The following is a 17,768-nucleotide window of genomic DNA, read 5'->3' on the forward strand; positions in this document are numbered from 1 at the left end:
GAAAAGAAATCATCATCCCCGAGTGCAAAGTCATAAATTAAACAATATTTAGGTAGCCAAATGATCGACTCAGAAGGTTTCCGACCCAATGTCGGGATCATTTTGGCAAACGAGTTTGGACAAGTTTTATGGGCAAAACGCATTGGTCACAATGCATGGCAATTTCCGCAAGGAGGTATCCAATATGGAGAAACCCCTGAACAGGCACTTTATCGTGAGCTGAGAGAAGAAGTTGGCTTACTGCCCGAACACGTCCAAGTTATCGCGCAAACTAAAGGTTGGCTGCGTTATCGTTTGCCACATCGGTATATACGCACGGATTCGGATCCCGTATGTATTGGTCAAAAACAGAAGTGGTTTTTATTGCAACTGACAGCGTCAGCGCATCATATTCGGCTGAATTTGTCCGACCCACCCGAATTTGATCAATGGCAATGGGTCAGTTACTGGTATCCGCTTGGTCAGGTCGTCAATTTTAAACGTGACGTCTACCGTAAAGCGATGGTGGAATTGTGCAATCAATTGCCCCTGAAAAAACCTTAAAATTTGCATGAAGATGTAGATTTTTTAGCTTATTGTTATAGGGTCATCTGTGGTGTAAAACTGACCTCAAATCATTGATTAGAATATGGAGTAGCGCGTATGTCGAACATGCAACTGGATACCCTTAGACGCATTGTACAAGAAATCAATGCGTCCACCAGTTTGCATGAATCACTCGATATTATGGTAAATCAGGTCGCAGAAGCCATGCATGTGGATGTCTGCTCTATTTACCTATTAGATGAACGCAATCAACGTTACTTGCTCATGGCGTCAAAGGGTTTAAATCCTGAGTCCGTGGGGCATGTGTCATTACATACCAGTGAAGGTTTGGTCGGTTTAGTCGGACAACGTGAAGAAATTGTCAACCTAAACGATGCGCCCAAACACGAACGCTTCATGTATTTACCCGAAACAGGCGAAGAAATTTATAATTCCTTCCTTGGCGTGCCTGTCATGTATCGTCGTAAAGTGATGGGCGTTCTTGTGGTGCAAAACAAGGATAAACAAGACTTTTCTGAAGCGGCAGAGTCTTTTTTAGTGACGCTCTGCGCCCAGCTTTCTGGTGTCATTGCACATGCGCATGCTGTGGGCAATATTGATGTATTCCGCAAACCCAACAATCTACCTGCCTATAAAACCTTTCAGGGCGTATCGGGCTCAGGCGGAATTGCAATCGGCCGCGCGGTAATTCTGTATCCTCCTGCAGATTTAGCCGCTGTACCTGACCGTGAAGCCGATGACATTAGTGAAGAACTGACTTTACTGGACAATGCACTAGATGCAGTACGTCAAGAAATTCAGGCGCTAGATGATAAAATGCAGGATGCTTTAATGGCAGAAGAACGCGCTTTATTCAGTGTGTTCCTGCGTATGCTAGATGAAAATGCCCTGCCTGCAGAAATTAAAGAACTGATTCGTGAAGGTAACTGGGCACAAGGTGCAGTGCGTATTGTGATTGAAAATCACATTGCCCTATTTTCGCAAATGGAAGATGACTATTTACGCGAACGTGTTTCTGACCTGAAAGATTTAGGGCGTCGTATTCTCGCCTCTTTACAAGAAGCCGATGCCAGTCACCGCGAACTGACCGATGAAAGTATTTTAATTGGTGAAGAAATCTCCACCGCAGCTTTGGTAGAACTGCCTGTCGATAAAATTGCTGCAATTGTCACCACCGAAGGCGCGATGAACTCACACATGGTGATTGTGGCACGCGCTTTGGGTATTCCAACTGTAGTTGGCGTGACTGAGTTGCCCATCAACAGCCTAGACGATGTGGAAATGATTGTAGATGCGCATCAAGGGCGGGTGTTTATCAACCCGCCACGTCGCATGCGGACGCGCTATAAAGAAATTCAAAAAGAAGAAGAACAGATTGCCAAAGACCTCAAACAATATGAAACCAAAGATGCCATTACCCCTGACGGCGTAGCGGTAAAATTGTATGTCAATACGGGCTTAATGATTGACGTGGTGCGTGGCGTACAACGCGGTGCCAAAGGCGTTGGTTTATATCGTTCTGAAATTCCATTTATGCTACGTGATCGTTTTCCGGGTGAAGAAGAACAGCGTGCCATTTACCGCCAACAACTCAGTCACTTTGCCAACAAACCTGTGGTAATGCGTACACTAGATATTGGCGCAGACAAGGACTTGCCGTACTTTTCGATTGAAGAAGAAAACTCGGCTTTGGGTTGGCGCGGGATTCGCTTCACGCTAGATCATCCTGAAATTTTTTCTTCGCAAATTCGTGCCATGCTCAAAGCCAGTATTGGTTTGAATAATCTGCATATTTTGCTGCCAATGATCACCAGTGTCAGCGAGGTTGAAGAAGCCTTGTATTTGCTAGATCGTGACTTGCAAGCAGTGCAGGAAGAAGAACAGGTCAAAATCACCAAACCGAAAATTGGTATTATGGTGGAAGTGCCGAGTGTGCTGCTGCAAATTGATGAATTTGCCCCGTTGGTGGATTTTTTCTCGGTGGGGTCAAACGATTTAACCCAGTATTTATTGGCAGTAGATCGTAACAATCCGCGCGTGGCCAATGTCTATTCACACTTTCATCCTGCAGTACTGCGCGCCTTAACCCGCTTGGTGAAAGAATGTCATAAATATGACAAGCCTGTGAGCGTTTGTGGCGAAATGGCGGGAGATCCACTGTCTGCGATAATTCTGATGGCTATGGGCTTTAACACCCTGTCGATGAGCTCAAGTAATATCTTGCGGGTGCGTAAAGCAATTTGTCATGTACCGATGACTGATGCACAGCATTTGTTAGATCAGGCCTTAAAAATGAATAATCCGCTGATGGTAAAAAGTCTGATGGAATATTATTTTAAAACCCATGGCTTGGGCGATATGGTGAAACTGGCGACACGTATCGTATCTCCATAAAACTTAGTTTAAGCCTCAAGCAACACACCATTCACTCCAAAAACAACAAGGGCGATAATCATCGGAATATCGCCCTTGTTTGTGTTTGCTATAGCCTCGTTTGGCATTTTTCTTACGGTCTACAAAAACCTGACTTTTGTTCACCTCGTGCATGTGCTTGGCTACAAAATTATGCTGAATAAGCTCAGGCTGTTTTTTCTTTGCCATTGCGCTGTTCCTTTCGGTTGATCATTGAAATGAGTAGTGTCACTACTCTTTATAAATGGAGATGTTAAGAGAAAATTCAAGCTAATTGATTCTGTAGCACGTCACAACTCTCTCCCCAATGTTGCATATTAAATTGGGAAGCCGATCATAAGCTTTTTTGCACATTTTACAAGCGATTTCTGCTCAATAGGGTTAAGATGAATGGAAGATAAATAAATTATTGGCGCGTTTTTTTATTAATACCTAGCTTTGTTGCATACCCCTATTTCCAAGTTTTTTTCAAAATATAATTTTTCAAATGAATAAGCCTACACCTAAACTTTATCCTACAACCATTGGTTTTGATATAACCGAGCTCTCATTCATCGCGGAAATATCAACACTTGGTTCGATGATGTATGCACGTGTAGCAGTCCTCAACAGATTTGCGTAATTAGATTGATCACTTAACCAAGTTACACCTTAAGTTTGGCTCAGTTCGGGGCGCCTCCCTTTCCAATGTTTGTGCAACTAGGCCTCTGCGTTTCAGACATTTCATGCTGCAAAAAATGATTATTTAATTCACAAAATACAATCGAATATACCAATCATAAGCAACATATTTATCTATTTGTGAAATCAATAAAATCGTTTTACATTAAAATGGTGAGATTTGAAAAGCTTTCATCTACAAAGCCCAATCTGCATGATATTGTGGTGTTGTAGTTGATTTTTTAAACCAACAAAACGGTTCATGGCCGCTTGCTTTATGAAGATAAGTTTCTAATGCAGCCCCCTACATGAGGATCACAATAATGGAGAACAATGATGAGCCAAGAGATAAAAAAATGCCCTGTGACGCATTTAACCACCGATGCAGGCGCACCTGTTGTAGATAACCAAAATAGTATGACCGCAGGTGCACGTGGTCCACTGCTTGCACAAGATTTATGGCTGAATGAAAAACTTGCCAACTTTGTGCGTGAAGTGATTCCTGAGCGACGTATGCATGCCAAAGGTTCAGGTGCATTTGGTACCTTTACGGTCACTCACGATATTAGCCAATATACCCGTGCTAAAATTTTCTCTGAAGTGGGTAAAAAAACTGAAATGTTTGCGCGCTTCTCTACCGTTGCTGGTGAGCGTGGCGCTGCCGATGCAGAGCGCGATATTCGTGGTTTTGCCTTAAAATTCTATACCGAAGAAGGTAACTGGGATTTGGTCGGCAACAACACACCCGTGTTCTTTTTCCGTGACCCGCGTCAGTTCCCTGACCTAAATAAAGCAGTTAAACGTGACCCACGTACCAATCTGCGTGACGCCACCAATAACTGGGATTTCTGGACGTTACTGCCAGAAGCACTCCACCAAGTGACCATTGTCATGTCGGATCGCGGTATTCCAGTCGGTTATCGTCACATGCATGGTTTTGGTAGTCATACCTATAGCTTTATTAATGCCAACAATGAGCGTTTCTGGGTAAAATTCCACTTCCGCACTCAACAAGGCATTCAAAACCTAACCGATGCTGAAGCAGCAGAATTGATTGGTCGTGACCGTGAAAGCAGCCAGACCGACCTTTACAACGCCATTGAACGTGGTGATTTCCCGAAATGGACGCTGTTCGTGCAAATCATGCCTGAACTGGATGCAGAAAAAGTCCCTTATCACCCATTTGACCTTACCAAAGTTTGGCCAAAAGGTGACTATCCACTCATTGAAGTAGGTGAGTTTGAACTCAACCGCAACCCTGAAAACTATTTCCAAGATGTTGAACAGGCTGCCTTTGCACCAAGCAACCTTGTACCGGGGATTAGCTACTCGCCAGACCGCATGTTACAAGCGCGTTTGGTCAACTATGCTGATGCTGCGCGTTACCGTGTTGGTGTGAACCATTCACAAATTCCAGTGAATGCTGCACGCTGCCCTGTGCACTCAAACCGTCGTGATGGTCAGGGTCGTATGGATGGCAACTATGGTAGCTTGCCGCACTATGAGCCAAACAGCTTCCACCAATGGCAAGAGCAACCGCAATACCGCGAACCGCCACTCAAAATTCGTGGCGATGCAGATTTCTGGGATTATCGTGAAGACGATAGCAACTACTTCAGCCAGCCGCGTGCATTGTTAAATTTAATGAATCCTGAGCAAAAACAGGCACTATTTGATAACACGGCACGTGCGATGGGGGATGCATTAGACTTTATTAAGTATCGTCATATTCGCAACTGTTACGCATGTGATCCTGCTTATGGGGAAGGCGTTGCTGCAGCTCTAGGCATGACCGTTGCCGATGCACAAGCAGCTCGTGCCAGCGACCCTGCACTTGGTCAGCCAGGCGTACTGTAATCTTTGTTCTCAAAGATCAATTCAACCTAAACACAAGTATTTCAAATATCAAAACAAAGTCCCTATCTCGATAGGGGCTTTGTGTTCTATATCTGTCGTTGCTACTTTTCAGAACGTGAAAAGTTGCGTGTCATTTTTATTTAAGAGCTAGTTTTTAAAAGACTAAACAATTAATTTTTTGCCTTCACGAATACAATAAAACGGATTCATTAATTTAGATGAACGCTTCATGGCTTGATGCAAATCTGCCTCAGGCTGATCACGTCCTTCATCGGTCAACTCAAAGGTTCGATAGTGAATTGCCAATGAGCATTTGGAATGTAAGTCTTTATGCGCCTGAAAAGCATCTTCAGGATTCATATGCATGTAACGCATTAAATTGCGCGGTTCATAAGCACCAATCGGCAAAAGTGCCACGCGCGGTGCACCAATGCGGGTTTGAATTTCTTTAAAGTGTGGTGAATAACCCGTATCGCCCGCAAAAAAACAATGGTCTTGCCCATGCAAAATAGAAAAACCGCCCCATAACGCCATGTTCTGATCACGTGCACCACGCCCCGAACCATGTTGAGCAGGAGTGTAGATTATTTTCATTTCTTTAAACAAAGCCGATTGCCACCAGTCCATTTCAATCACATGCAAGTCAGGCGGCAAATAACAACCATTACCCAAACCTGTGTAAATAGGCATGGCAAATTGATGATTCAGCCATTTTAAGGTGGCTAAATCCATATGGTCATAATGGTTATGGCTTAACAATACAGCATGAATGGTCGGTAAATCTTCCAGTGCAATCCCTGCAGGACAAGCACGTTTAGGTCCTCGCCCCTGCTTTGGGCTAGCATGCTCTGCCCAGACTGGATCGGTCAAAAAGTTATACGGGCCAATTTGAATGAGTACAGTTGCATGTCCTACAAACCAAACTTGCCAATCGTCTAAACTGGCCTGCGGACGCAATTGAGGTAAAGCACGTGGCGCTGTAAAGAATTGCTGCGCTTCTTGTTGCGGATTAACATTCCAAGTGTTCGATTTGCGTTTGAGCAACCATTTTAATAAATCAATTTGGCTGCACCCCTCGGGACATTCAATCGGATTAAAAAACTGCGCTCCATCATAATGATTTGAAGGCAAAAACTGCAACTTGGGTTTACGCCAAGTATGCGACCAACAGGCTTCCGTTGGCAATTGAAAATGCTTTTGTTCCACGTTGTTCATGTAAGCCCAATCATATATAGCGCATCTGCCATGATGCTTTTTATTCTGAACTGTTCAGAAAAAAACACAGCTTTAGTTCATGTGTTGACTCTATCACGCATAGTAGCGAAATCAAGCAGACAATTTCCTTTATGTTTTTGTTATTTTGAGAAAAATGTCGTATCGATAGCAGGCTAAAGATCGGAAATTTATCTCTCATACCAACGAGGCTTTAGAAAACCTAAACGCAGGTAAATCAATGCGGACATAAGAATTATCAAAATATGGTTCGCGCCATTTTTTCCAGAAATACATTACAACCCTAAACATGACCACGGCAATACCAATTAACGCATTCATGCGATGTATTGATTATTTAAGGTCGCACCTAAAATCAGCGCCATTAAACCTGAGCTTAGACAATTGGCGGCCAAGTAAATAAATAGCTGTGCGCCATAGATGGCGTGATATGTCCATTTTTTGCATCGACTAAAACATCGATTTCGCGCACATCAATTTTCCACTCATGAAAAGCTCTCCTGTGACCAACAATAGTACAAAGTAAATAGACTCAACTTTTGATGGATAATGGTTTTTAGAGATGCTTAGGGAATATCTTTTCCTTCAATTCATAGTTTTTATAGATTAATTCAATGTTGTATTTTGCATTTCAATCGTTGCATCATGATGAAAATTTATTTAATTCGTGAATGACCCACTAATTTTCAGCGCATAGTTGTTTATGGATTATGCTTTTATTAATCTATAGTTAGACATATTTTGAATTAATATTTGGAATGACGCCATGGAATTACGTCACCTTCGCTACTTCATTACGGTAGCTGAAGAGCTCAACTTCAGTAGAGCGGCGCTTAAGCTTTATACCGCTCAACCTTCGCTGAGTCAGCAAATTAAAGATTTAGAAGAAGATATAGGTGTTAAGCTACTCAACCGTACCAAACGTAAAGTCGAGCTCACCGAAGAAGGTGCTGTATTTTTAGAACAGGCGCGTCTAACGTTAGCGCAGGCGGACAAAGCCGTTGCTATGGCACGTCAGGTATCGCAAGCCAAACAGCAAATGCTGCGTATTGGCTTTGTTCCTGTCGCAGAGATGAAAATCTTCCCGTATACCTTGCCACATCTGCGCGTGCAAAACCCGGATTTAAAAATTGAATTGCTGAGTTTAAACAACACTGAGCTAATGAAAAGGATTAAAAAAGGTGAACTCGACATCACCTTTAGTCACCACTATATCAATAGTGATGAAATTGAAAGCCAGTTTGTGCTGCGTGAACCGCTGATTTTTATTTTGCCCAAAGATCATCCATTGGCAAAATACGAACGCATTCCTGTCAAAGCTTTGAATGGTATTGATTTTATTATTCCCTCTGTAGAACAGTCACAGACCCTGCATCATACAATTCTGGATTTTGCCAAAGCCAACGGGATTGAATTTAATATTGTCCAAAAGGCGGACAACATTTTATTTCATATAGACTCGATTGGAATGGGCTTGGGCTGCACTATTTTACCAGACTATATTGCCCCTCTGATCATGAATAATACCGTGGTCCGCCCACTTGATGTAGAACTTCCACACTTAGATTTATACATCAGCTACGGCAAAAACAGCCATTCCGCTGCAGTACATCAATTTATGGTACTGCTTATGCGTGTGTTCTATTCGGACATCAAACGCGAACAATAATTCTAAAACCAATCCCATTGATTCAATCTTTCAAAAGTGTTTACTGCTTGATGTAGCAAGCACTTTGTGTACATTCTAGATGCGATCAGCTATCCGGCTCAGAGGCATGTAAACTGATTAAGAAGCGAAAAAATAACGAGTTTGTGCCAATACTTATTTTCTTTTTCAATCGCTATTCATCTATTTTTGTATTAAACACGCAAAGTTGTTTGTAGGCCAGGTTCATTATTTTCCGAGTCATAGACTCGGTAATTTGCAGCAATCCTAAAATGTCTTAATCCTATCTTTAGACTAAAAGTATTACCTTTTTATGATGTTTCAAAAGCACATAAAAAAGAGTAATCCGGAATTTTTCAAATTACTCTAATTTAAAATTTTTCTTAATTGTTTTTAGTTGATTTAACCCGCCAAATGTAAATGATATTTCTGCACTAAAAATTCATGCAAACTCGGCACATCATGCGCAATGGTTAAAGGCTGATAACGTTGCAATACTTCTACACTGTGCACACCATAACTCACGCCCACACGCGGCATGGCAATGTTTTGTGTCATTTCTAAGTCGTAAGAAGTGTCGCCGACCATAATCGCTTGCCCGACTGGCACACCGGTACTGTTCAAAATTTCCTGCAACATTAAAGGATCAGGTTTAGATTTGGTTTCACTCGCAGCACGTGTCGCTACAAACAAATCCTGACTTTGGGTTTGTGCCAACACTCGATCTAAACCTTTACGGCTTTTGCCTGTTGCTACCGCCAGTTTCAGCCCCAAACCCGACAACTCATCTAGCATATCTGCCACACCCTCAAACCAAGCATCGCTTTTTGAATGTTCGACATAGTGTTCTGAATAGCACTGCAAAATCGCTTGATGCAGCTCTGGCACTTCAGGAAATAAACGCTGTGCCACTTCAGGCAGTCCTAGACAATAATATCTTTGGCCGCAGCATCGGTCAGTGGTTGCTGAAATTGTTGTGCTGCGAACTGCAAACTCGCCACAATTTGACCGACGGAATTAAATAAGGTGCCATCCCAATCAAAAATGATGAGTTCTACAGGTTTATTCATATTAAGTTCCTAGATTTGATTCAGCTTTTAAATTCCCTCGTTTTACCTACACCCAAAAGAAAAACGACCAAGAATCAGCACATATATCACAACAAATATTCGATACGCGAAGGGCGATAGGGATGTTGCCTTTTCTGTGTGGCACAAGGATGTTCGATCAGCAAAACAAAAGATTTTTGTCTTACGAAGCAGCGCCTCTCATCATCTTTGAAAAGTAAGGCATAGCCTATACAACCAAAATTTTAATTAAAAATTTTTAACTATGGCTGTCAATTACCCCTGAAAACCTAATCTCCTTTTTGCGAAACAATGTTCCTCATCTTTAAAAAGAAGGGAACTGCTATCACACAATAGAGAATTACAGAAATTAAAGCTCAGGTGCTGCTGTCGGCTTATCCGCTTTTTGCGCTCGAAGCTGCGCCACCAAACTCTGCATATCTTCAGGTAAAGGCGCTTCAATCACAGGATAGCCTGGAATTTCCAAACGCATGGCATGTAAGCACAAACGACGTGGTGCTGGACCCCGATATTCAGTTTGATGGCCGTATTTATCATCGCCTACCAACGGATGCCCAATGCTTAAACCATGCACACGAATTTGATGGGTACGTCCAGACAACGGCGAAGCATACACCAAGCTCGCATGCATAAAACGCTCGACCACATTCCACTGGGTTTTAGACGCTTTGCCTTCTTTTGATACACGTACACGACGTTCACCATTCGCCAATTCATAACGATGTAACGGCGCATCAATCAATTGTTGATCCAAACTCACCTGCCCTTTGACAATCGCAGCATAAGTTTTTTGGATTTTATGTTCGCGCAATAAATCTTGCAGGGTTTTTAAGGTACTGCGTTTTTTAGAAATCATCACCAAGCCTGAAGTATCTCGGTCAATACGGTGAATTAATTCCAAATATTTTTTACCTGTCGCAGCACGCAAACCTTCAATCAACCCGTACGCAACGCCACTACCACCATGCACCGCAATACCCGAAGGTTTATTCACCACCATCAAGCCTTCATCTTCATAAATCACACGTGCCAGCAGACCTTGCGCGACCTTGTCAGATACTGGTGCAGCAGATTCATCTTTTTGCTCATAACGAATAGGCGCCACACGAATTTGATCACCAATATTCAGTTTAGTTTCTGCTTTAATGCGCTTTTTATTGACCCGCACCTGCCCTTCACGAATCAAACGATAGATGCGACTTTTAGGCACCCCTTTTAAACGACTAAATAAAAAATTATCGATGCGTTGACCCGCTTGATGCTCATCCACTTCAAACCAAGTGACACTTTGCCATTGTTGGGTAGAATTCATACAGTTAAGAGACCTAATAAAATACTAAAATTGATTAAAAACTGATCATTTAGGCTATGCTTTACACAAGAAACATAAGCTTAGCCCATAGGCAGATGATGCAAGGTTTGATATAGTCAGCGCACGGAAACCATCGTCAGTGGGTTCACGTTGAATCTTTTCAGGCTTTTCTGAAATAAAGTAATCAACGAACATCCCACGACATACGAGCAGGTCCCAAAAGAATTATGCCGACGCCGAAGGCTTATTATATCGGCAAAAAAGCAAACTGTTGCGTTTAATTGTACCTCAGGTACATAAATCTGTTTGCCTGAAAAAATATGTCGCCAACTCTAGTTGGTTTTTAAACGTAAACTGATACACATCAGATTAGTCGCACCCTGAAAACCACTTCAGGCTAAAGCGTTTGATGTATTGGATCTGCACAATTTGTAAAGATACGATGATAATTCCGTATCAAGACACTCTATCTATAAAAGAAGGGATGATCTTCGAGCAATGTGACAGTGAAAGTTACACACATCCAATACACCGCTCGTCCGCCAGTGAAGCGATCAGGTGACTTTATCCGTTTAAAGGTTAAAGCCGTATTGCCATCATCAATACGTGAATCATACACCGCAGCCCCACACAAAAAGGCCGGTAAAAAAAGCTCAGACCACAATTGTTTTTTGAGATCTGAGCAGTTGATCCGTGATGCTTGATGTTCGCTACGTGTCTAGCGATTTTTTGCTGTGTATCACTATTAGGTGTTACACCCATGAAACGTATGTTGATTAATGCAACACATGCAGAAGAAATTCGCGTTGCACTTGTCACTGGTCAGCGTCTTTACGATTTTGATTTAGAAAATCGTACCCGTGAACAAAAAAAATCGAATATCTACAAAGGTCATGTGACTCGTGTAGAACCATCTTTAGAAGCTGTATTTGTTGAATACGGCGCAGGTCGCCAAGGCTTCCTGTCTATGCGTGAAATCGCAAACTCTTATTTCAAAGCCGACCCTCGCCAAACTTCCAATATTCGTGAACTGATTACTGAAGGCACTGAGCTTTTAGTACAGGTAGAAAAAGAAGAACGTGGCAACAAAGGTGCTGCACTCTCTACCTTCATTTCATTGGCAGGTCGTTATTTGGTGCTTATGCCAAATAACCCGAAAGGTGGTGGTATCAGCCGTCAAATTTCAGGTTCTGTACGTGAAGAACTCAAAGAAATGCTGGCTTCTTTAAACGTGCCACGCGGCATGAGCGTGATTGTACGTACTGCGGGCATTGGTCGTTCACAAGAAGAATTACAGCTTGATTTACAACACTTGCTTGACCTTTGGGCGCAAATTCAAAATACCGCAAACTCAGGTCCATCTCCAATGTTGGTACACCAAGAAGCAGGTGTAGTCACCCGTGCGATTCGTGATTACTTACGTGATGATGTTGCCGAAATTTTAATTGACTCAGAACAAGCTTATAACGAAGCCTATAACTTTGTTAAAGCCGTGATGCCACGTCAAATCGACAAGTTAAAAACTTACACTTTAAATGAGCCGTTATTTGCGCATTTTGGTATTGAAAGCCAAATTCAAACCGCTTATGAGCGTGAAGTGAAATTGCCTTCTGGCGGTTCAATTGTGATTGACCAAACAGAAGCTTTAGTATCTATTGATATTAACTCTGCGAAATCTACACGTGGACATGATGTTGAAGATACTGCGCTCAATACCAACCTTGAAGCTGCCGAAGAAATTGCACGTCAATTGCGTTTACGCGACATCGGTGGCTTAGTTGTCATCGACTTTATCGACATGTCCAAAGATCGCAACCAACGTATGGTTGAAGCCAAACTTCGTGAAGCGACACAAAGTGACCGCGCACGTATTCAATTTGGTCAATTATCCCGTTTTGGTTTAATGGAAATGAGCCGTCAGCGCTTACGTCCATCACTTGAAGAAGCGACTGGCTACGTTTGCCCACGCTGTCATGGCACAGGCATGGTGCGTGACCTACGCTCTCTTTCACTTTCTATTATGCGAAAAGTAGAAGAGATTGCCTTACGTGAACGTCATGGTGAAGTTCAAGTCGAAGTACCAGTAGAAATTGCAGCATTCATGCTGAATGAAAAACGTCACAGTCTGGTATATCTGGAACAAACTTCAAATACACGCGTAACTGTACTTCCACATCCACACTTGGAAACACCTCACTACGAAATTTCGTATAACCCTGAAGGTTTTGCACCAACCAGCTATGAACGTACTGAAGCAACCCGTTCAAGCGAAAAAGAACTGGGCTATGAGTCTTCTGAGTGGCATTTAGAAGAAACCGATCAATCGCACAGCCACGCTACTGCACCTGCAGCAGAAAAAACCGCTGCAAGAAAACCACAAGCAGCACAGCAAAATAAAGCATCTGCACAGCAGCAATCTGCACCTGCGGCAGCAACAACTGCTGCAAGCCCATGTGCATGGTTAGAAAATCTGTTTGTTCAAAAGCAAGCTAGCACTATTGATCAAGCACGTAGTGCCAACAATGCGGCAGCAGCCATTGAGCAAATGGTGAATAGCGGTGCCGTGAGTCGCGGTCAGTTTGGTCAAATTACAACTGCATCTGCTGCCCCTGCTGCAAGCAGTCAAAATGTGTACCTTTCACCATCGACAGTGGCACAAAAAACTGAACGTGATTCTGCAGACAAATCTGCTGAACGTGAAGACAAACCAGCTCCGCGTCACAATAACAAAAAGCCGCGTCACAGCAACAACAATAACAAGCACAAAGAGCAACGTGAGCCACAAACTCAGCATGACAATCAACAACATCAAGTGCATGAAGAAGTGGTTCAAATGTCGCGTCAGGAGCAACGTCAGGAAGCGCGTGAAAACAAACGCAACTCTCGTCGTCAGCACAACAATGACCAAGCACCGCAGCAGCAAGAAGCTCAAAATAACAATGAGCAGCAGCAAAATGCCGTGCCACGTCGTGACCGTCGTAACCAACCTCGTCCAGAACGCCCAAATCGTCACCGCGACCCAAGCGTATTGAATGAGCAAGCAACGACTACGGCAGTGGCTTCTAATCAGCCGAAAGTGGAGTTAATTGAGGCACCGCGTCCAGAGTTCAATACAACGGCTTTGGTGGTGAATGTCGATCAAGCTCAAACTGAAATTGTGGCATTGAATGCTGCGCCAGTAGCGGCTGAACCAGTGACAGCAGTAGAAACAACTGTGCTTGAAACGGTTGCTGAACCAACTCAAGCTGTTGCTGTGGTAGAAGCTGCTCCTGTTGTTGTAGAAAAAACAGCTGCACCTGCGGAAGTACAAGCACAGCCGACTGAACCTGCAAGACGTGCCAGCAATGACCCGCGTCAGCGTCGTCGTCAGCAACGTGAAGCTCAAGCACAGCAAGCAGCTGCACCAAAGTTAACACCTTCACAGGTGCCAACTTTAGCGCAATACAGCATTGGTAGCCTGATTCGCCACGTCTATGGGGAAGATTGTTCAGTCCTGATTGAACAGTTTGGTTTAATTCCAACGTTCAATCGTGCTTTGCAAAAGTTCACCGATGAATATGCGGCAACGCTTGCAACAGCTACGCCTGTAGCAGAGAAAAAACCTGTCACACGTGATGTGGAAGTTTCGAAAGCCGCACCAGAAGCAGAACCTGCGCCTGTGTTAGATCTGACACCACCAAAACCTGTGTCAGATAAGCGTGTTGCCAACGATCCGCGTGAGCGTCGTCGTTTAGCCAAACAAGCTGCTGAGCAAGCCTTGGAACAAGCCAAGCAAGCACAGACAGTAGAAAAGGCTGAAGCGGAAAGCACAGCTGCAGCAGAGCCAACGACTGAAGTTGTGGCAACTACCGACGCATCTGTAGAAGCAAACTCTACTGTAGAAACGTCTGTAGCGCTAAGCACAGAAGTCGAAGCAACTACAGAAGTAAACCCTGAAGCAGAGGCTACAACTGAAGCTACTCAGCCAGAGTTGAATGCGCAAGACGACCTTGCACAAACTGTCACTGAAACTGCAGCAGCGCAAGAAGAAACTACCGCTGAAGTGGTCGTACCTGTACAAGCGGAATTAGCAGTAGATGACCCAGTCGAAACTGCCGAATCTGAACAGGACAAAGCAGAAAAAGAAAAAACTGCGCGTCCGCGTCGTCCACGTGGCCGTCCACCTAAAAAAGTAACTCCGCCAACTGAGTCGTAATTCGCACTTTTACAGCGGAATAAAAAAATCCAGTCATTTTAATGGCTGGATTTTTTTTGCTACTTTAGAACCAATGCGGTGCTGACTTAAATTTAAGCGAGCTAATTTTGAGTTATGTGTTTTTGATTTTTAACATCTTTTCTAAAAACATCTGACAAAGCTAAAAATTAGGTTGATTGCACTAGGACTAAGGGATTACAAAACAATAAGACGCGATGCTGTGCAGATGCAACGGATGATGACAAAAACAGGATTCTTATGAACCAGATGACAAAAAGCGATTTAATTGGATTAACGGATGTTGCGGCAAAAATTCCGCAGTTTATGACTAAAGTACCCCACCTGATCACAGGGTTAAAGCAAGCCTATTTACGCACACCCAATACGCCTGCAGGCTTAGGTCTCGCGTTTGAAAAAGCCGTGCATCGTAACCCGAATGGTTGTGCCTTGATGTTTGAAGATCAGCAGTACAGCTATTTGCAGCTCAACGCATGGGCTAACCAAATTGCACATTATTATTTAAGCATTGGCGCACGCAAAGGTGATGTCATTGCGGTAATGTTGGAAAATCGCCCTGAACTAATTGCCAGTGTCATTGGCTTGGCAAAAATTGGCGTTATCGCGGCTTTGGTCAATACCGCACAAGTCGCCAAAGTTTTGGCGCACAGCATTAATTTAGTTAAACCAATTGCCGTCATCGTAGGGGAAGAGTGTCGCCAAGCCGTTGCCGATATTCGCCAAGAACTTGAGCTTGCAGAAAACCGCCTGCACTGGTTTGCAGATCAAAATACCCGTATAGATGCTGGCATAGCTCCCGAAGGTTTTCAAAATTTAGCGCAATGTATAGCATCATTCCCAAGCTTTAACCCTGCCACCACACAGTCAGTACAGGGCAAAGATGGGTTGTTTTATATCTATACCTCAGGTACAACAGGCTTACCTAAAGCGGTGATTTTCACCAATAGCCGCTGGACGCTGGCTTATGGCACCTATGGTCATGTCTTAGGTTTAACGCAGGATGATGTGATGTACTGTACCCTGCCGCTGTACCATGCCACTGGTATTGTAGTGTGCTGGTGCGGCGTAATTGCAGGCAGTGCCACATTTGCCATCCGCAGAAAATATTCCACTTCATGCTTTTGGCAAGATGTACACAAATTTAATGCCTCAGCGATTGGCTATGTAGGCGAATTGTGCCGATATTTAATAGATGCACCTGCTTCTGATTTAGAGCAGGGACATCGCGTCACTAAAATGATTGGCAATGGCATGCGCCCTAATATTTGGAGCAAATTCAAAACACGCTTTGGCATTCAAGAAATTCTAGAGCTGTATGCGTCTAGCGAAGGCAATGTCGGTTTTAGCAACGTGTTTAACTTTGACAATACCGTTGGTTTTTCGCCGACACCCTATGCCATCATTCAATTTGATAAAGAAAAAAATGAGCCTGTACGAGACGCTAAAGGCAACTGCATTAAAGTCAAAAAAGGCGAAGTCGGCTTATTGATTGGAAAAATCACCCGTCGCTCTCCATTTGATGGCTACACTGACTCCGAAAAAAACAAAGCGGTGATGATGCAAAATGTGTTTAAACCAGGTGATGCATATTATAACACTGGTGATTTAGTTCGCGACATTGGCTTTCGTCACGCCCAGTTTGTAGATCGTTTAGGTGATACCTTCCGCTGGAAAGGTGAAAACGTATCCACCACAGAAGTAGAAAACATTGTCAGTGACTATGAAAAAATTGCTGAAGCTGTCGTGTATGGCGTTGAAATCCCACATACCAATGGTCGTGCAGGTATGGCTGCGATAACCCTAAACGAAGGCTGCCAGTTAGACGAACACGACTTGCGTCAAATGCTCGTGCAGTTTAAAAAAGCAATGCCTGCTTATGCAGTACCCGTTTTTTTACGCATTCAAAAGCAAATGCAAACCACAGGCACATTTAAATACCAAAAGAACACCCTGAAAACTCAAGGTTTTGATTTAAAACAGTGTGATGAAAAAATTCTAGTGTTATTGCCAAACCAATCTGCTTATTGCGAACTGACCCAAGAAATTTACGACAATATTCAACAGTACCAATATCGCTTCTAAGCCACACCGTTGCCTATTTTTTGATTATATACAATAAATTTGTTGCATTTATAATCAAACATAGGCAACTTTTTTATTTTTTACTTGCGCTCGCTTCATATCTTGCTACAATACGCTCCATCAAACGAAGTGGTGCTTTAAGCTATTTAGCTTGACTTGCACTGCACATTCAAACCAAGTTTGAATGATGGTTCAGGGTCGTTAGCTCAGCTGGTAGAGCAGCGGACTTTTAATCCGTTGGTCCCGCGTTCGAATCGCGGACGACCCACCACTTATTTGATATTCCTTGATGGGTCGTTAGCTCAGCTGGTAGAGCAGCGGACTTTTAATCCGTTGGTCCCGCGTTCGAATCGCGGACGACCCACCATCTTCCGAAAGGATTACGTAAAAGTACACTACACTCTTGCGTCATAAAAATGGTCATCATCATTTTTACTCATTTGGGTCGTTAGCTCAGTCGGTAGAGCAGCGGACTTTTAATCCGTTGGTCCCGCGTTCGAATCGCGGACGACCCACCATTCCTTCTAAGACATCTTTAAATTATCAGTCATCACAGTACTGTTGTATGGATCATACTGTTTCTCATTTTATAGGACTTACGCATTGACGGATTCAAAAAAGTATTAAAATACTTTATAAAGTATCTGTGATCAGACGAATTAAAAATGCTTCTACAGCAACTTGTACTCTACCCATTTA

At 43.2% G+C, this 17,768-nt stretch carries 9 protein-coding genes, 3 tRNA genes and 2 pseudogenes; 9 read left to right on the forward strand and 5 right to left on the reverse strand.

Annotation, left to right across the window (positions count from 1 at the left end):
* The first annotated feature begins 60 nt into the window (after window positions 1-60).
* Together L6C30_RS07890 and ptsP are read left to right on the forward strand one after the other, a co-directional pair.
* Window positions 61-543 (forward strand): RNA pyrophosphohydrolase, encoded by a 483-nt coding sequence (locus L6C30_RS07890; RefSeq protein WP_004976084.1) that lies wholly within the window; start codon window positions 61-63, stop codon window positions 541-543.
* Between the two features lie 99 nt (window positions 544-642).
* Entirely contained in the window at window positions 643-2,940 is a 2,298-nt protein-coding gene (gene ptsP, locus L6C30_RS07895; protein ID WP_230243965.1) for a phosphoenolpyruvate--protein phosphotransferase, read from the forward strand.
* 15 nt (window positions 2,941-2,955) lie between these two features.
* Here the strand turns inward: ptsP and L6C30_RS07900 are convergent, their stop codons facing one another.
* Window positions 2,956-3,147, reverse strand: coding sequence for a hypothetical protein (locus L6C30_RS07900; RefSeq protein ID WP_004976081.1), 192 nt, complete (start codon window positions 3,145-3,147; stop codon window positions 2,956-2,958).
* An 807-nt stretch (window positions 3,148-3,954) separates the two neighbouring features.
* Here L6C30_RS07900 and L6C30_RS07905 point away from each other — a divergent pair.
* A complete protein-coding gene (locus L6C30_RS07905) occupies window positions 3,955-5,475 on the forward strand; it encodes a catalase (RefSeq protein WP_230243964.1) in 1,521 nt (506 codons plus the stop codon).
* A 162-nt stretch (window positions 5,476-5,637) separates the two neighbouring features.
* On the opposite strand, the gene L6C30_RS07910 is transcribed toward L6C30_RS07905, so the two are convergent.
* Window positions 5,638-6,690 carry an MBL fold metallo-hydrolase gene (locus L6C30_RS07910; protein WP_230243963.1) on the reverse strand — a complete coding sequence of 351 codons (1,053 nt, stop codon included), beginning with the start codon at window positions 6,688-6,690 and terminating at the stop codon, window positions 5,638-5,640.
* Between the two features lie 195 nt (window positions 6,691-6,885).
* A pseudogene (locus L6C30_RS14980) lies at window positions 6,886-7,076 on the reverse strand (hypothetical protein); the annotation flags it as partial.
* A gap of 398 nt (window positions 7,077-7,474) precedes the next feature.
* Here L6C30_RS14980 and hcaR point away from each other — a divergent pair.
* Complete coding sequence (gene hcaR / locus L6C30_RS07915) at window positions 7,475-8,377, forward strand: DNA-binding transcriptional regulator HcaR (protein ID WP_070155332.1); 903 nt, start codon at window positions 7,475-7,477, stop codon at window positions 8,375-8,377.
* A 399-nt stretch (window positions 8,378-8,776) separates the two neighbouring features.
* Here the strand turns inward: hcaR and L6C30_RS07920 are convergent.
* Window positions 8,777-9,444: pseudogene (locus tag L6C30_RS07920) on the reverse strand (HAD-IA family hydrolase).
* A 367-nt stretch (window positions 9,445-9,811) separates the two neighbouring features.
* Window positions 9,812-10,774: an RluA family pseudouridine synthase gene (locus L6C30_RS07925; protein WP_019836017.1), complete on the reverse strand. Its 963-nt coding sequence runs from the start codon at window positions 10,772-10,774 to the stop codon at window positions 9,812-9,814.
* Window positions 10,775-11,534: 760 nt separating this feature from the next.
* Between L6C30_RS07925 and L6C30_RS07930 the strand changes: the two genes are divergently transcribed.
* From L6C30_RS07930 to L6C30_RS07950, 5 genes are all read left to right on the forward strand, one after another.
* The gene (locus L6C30_RS07930; protein WP_070154452.1) at window positions 11,535-14,969 is read left to right on the forward strand and encodes an Rne/Rng family ribonuclease; all 3,435 of its coding nucleotides are present in this window, start codon (window positions 11,535-11,537) and stop codon (window positions 14,967-14,969) included.
* A 258-nt stretch (window positions 14,970-15,227) separates the two neighbouring features.
* On the forward strand, window positions 15,228-17,069 hold the full coding sequence (locus tag L6C30_RS07935; protein WP_236162802.1) for a long-chain-acyl-CoA synthetase: 1,842 nt from the start codon (window positions 15,228-15,230) through the stop codon (window positions 17,067-17,069).
* Window positions 17,070-17,264: 195 nt separating this feature from the next.
* Window positions 17,265-17,340, forward strand: a tRNA-Lys gene (locus L6C30_RS07940).
* A gap of 20 nt (window positions 17,341-17,360) precedes the next feature.
* Window positions 17,361-17,436, forward strand: a tRNA-Lys gene (locus tag L6C30_RS07945).
* Between the two features lie 75 nt (window positions 17,437-17,511).
* Window positions 17,512-17,587: transfer RNA gene (locus L6C30_RS07950), tRNA-Lys, on the forward strand.
* Window positions 17,588-17,768: the final 181 nt, after the last annotated feature.

The sequence above is a fragment of the Acinetobacter sp. KAM396 genome (genome assembly GCF_021602765.1).
GTDB classification, from domain to species: domain Bacteria; phylum Pseudomonadota; class Gammaproteobacteria; order Pseudomonadales; family Moraxellaceae; genus Acinetobacter; species Acinetobacter towneri_A.

Coding starts and splice junctions, on each gene's coding strand:
- hcaR (WP_070155332.1), top strand. CDS start 7,475: ATGGAATTACGTCACCTTCGCTACTTCATTACGGTAGCTGAAGAGCTC.
- L6C30_RS07935 (WP_236162802.1), top strand. CDS start 15,228: ATGAACCAGATGACAAAAAGCGATTTAATTGGATTAACGGATGTTGCG.
- L6C30_RS07930 (WP_070154452.1), top strand. CDS start 11,535: ATGAAACGTATGTTGATTAATGCAACACATGCAGAAGAAATTCGCGTT.
- L6C30_RS07905 (WP_230243964.1), top strand. CDS start 3,955: ATGAGCCAAGAGATAAAAAAATGCCCTGTGACGCATTTAACCACCGAT.
- L6C30_RS07890 (WP_004976084.1), top strand. CDS start 61: ATGATCGACTCAGAAGGTTTCCGACCCAATGTCGGGATCATTTTGGCA.
- L6C30_RS07900 (WP_004976081.1), bottom strand. CDS start 3,147: ATGGCAAAGAAAAAACAGCCTGAGCTTATTCAGCATAATTTTGTAGCC.
- L6C30_RS07925 (WP_019836017.1), bottom strand. CDS start 10,774: ATGAATTCTACCCAACAATGGCAAAGTGTCACTTGGTTTGAAGTGGAT.
- L6C30_RS07910 (WP_230243963.1), bottom strand. CDS start 6,690: ATGAACAACGTGGAACAAAAGCATTTTCAATTGCCAACGGAAGCCTGT.
- ptsP (WP_230243965.1), top strand. CDS start 643: ATGTCGAACATGCAACTGGATACCCTTAGACGCATTGTACAAGAAATC.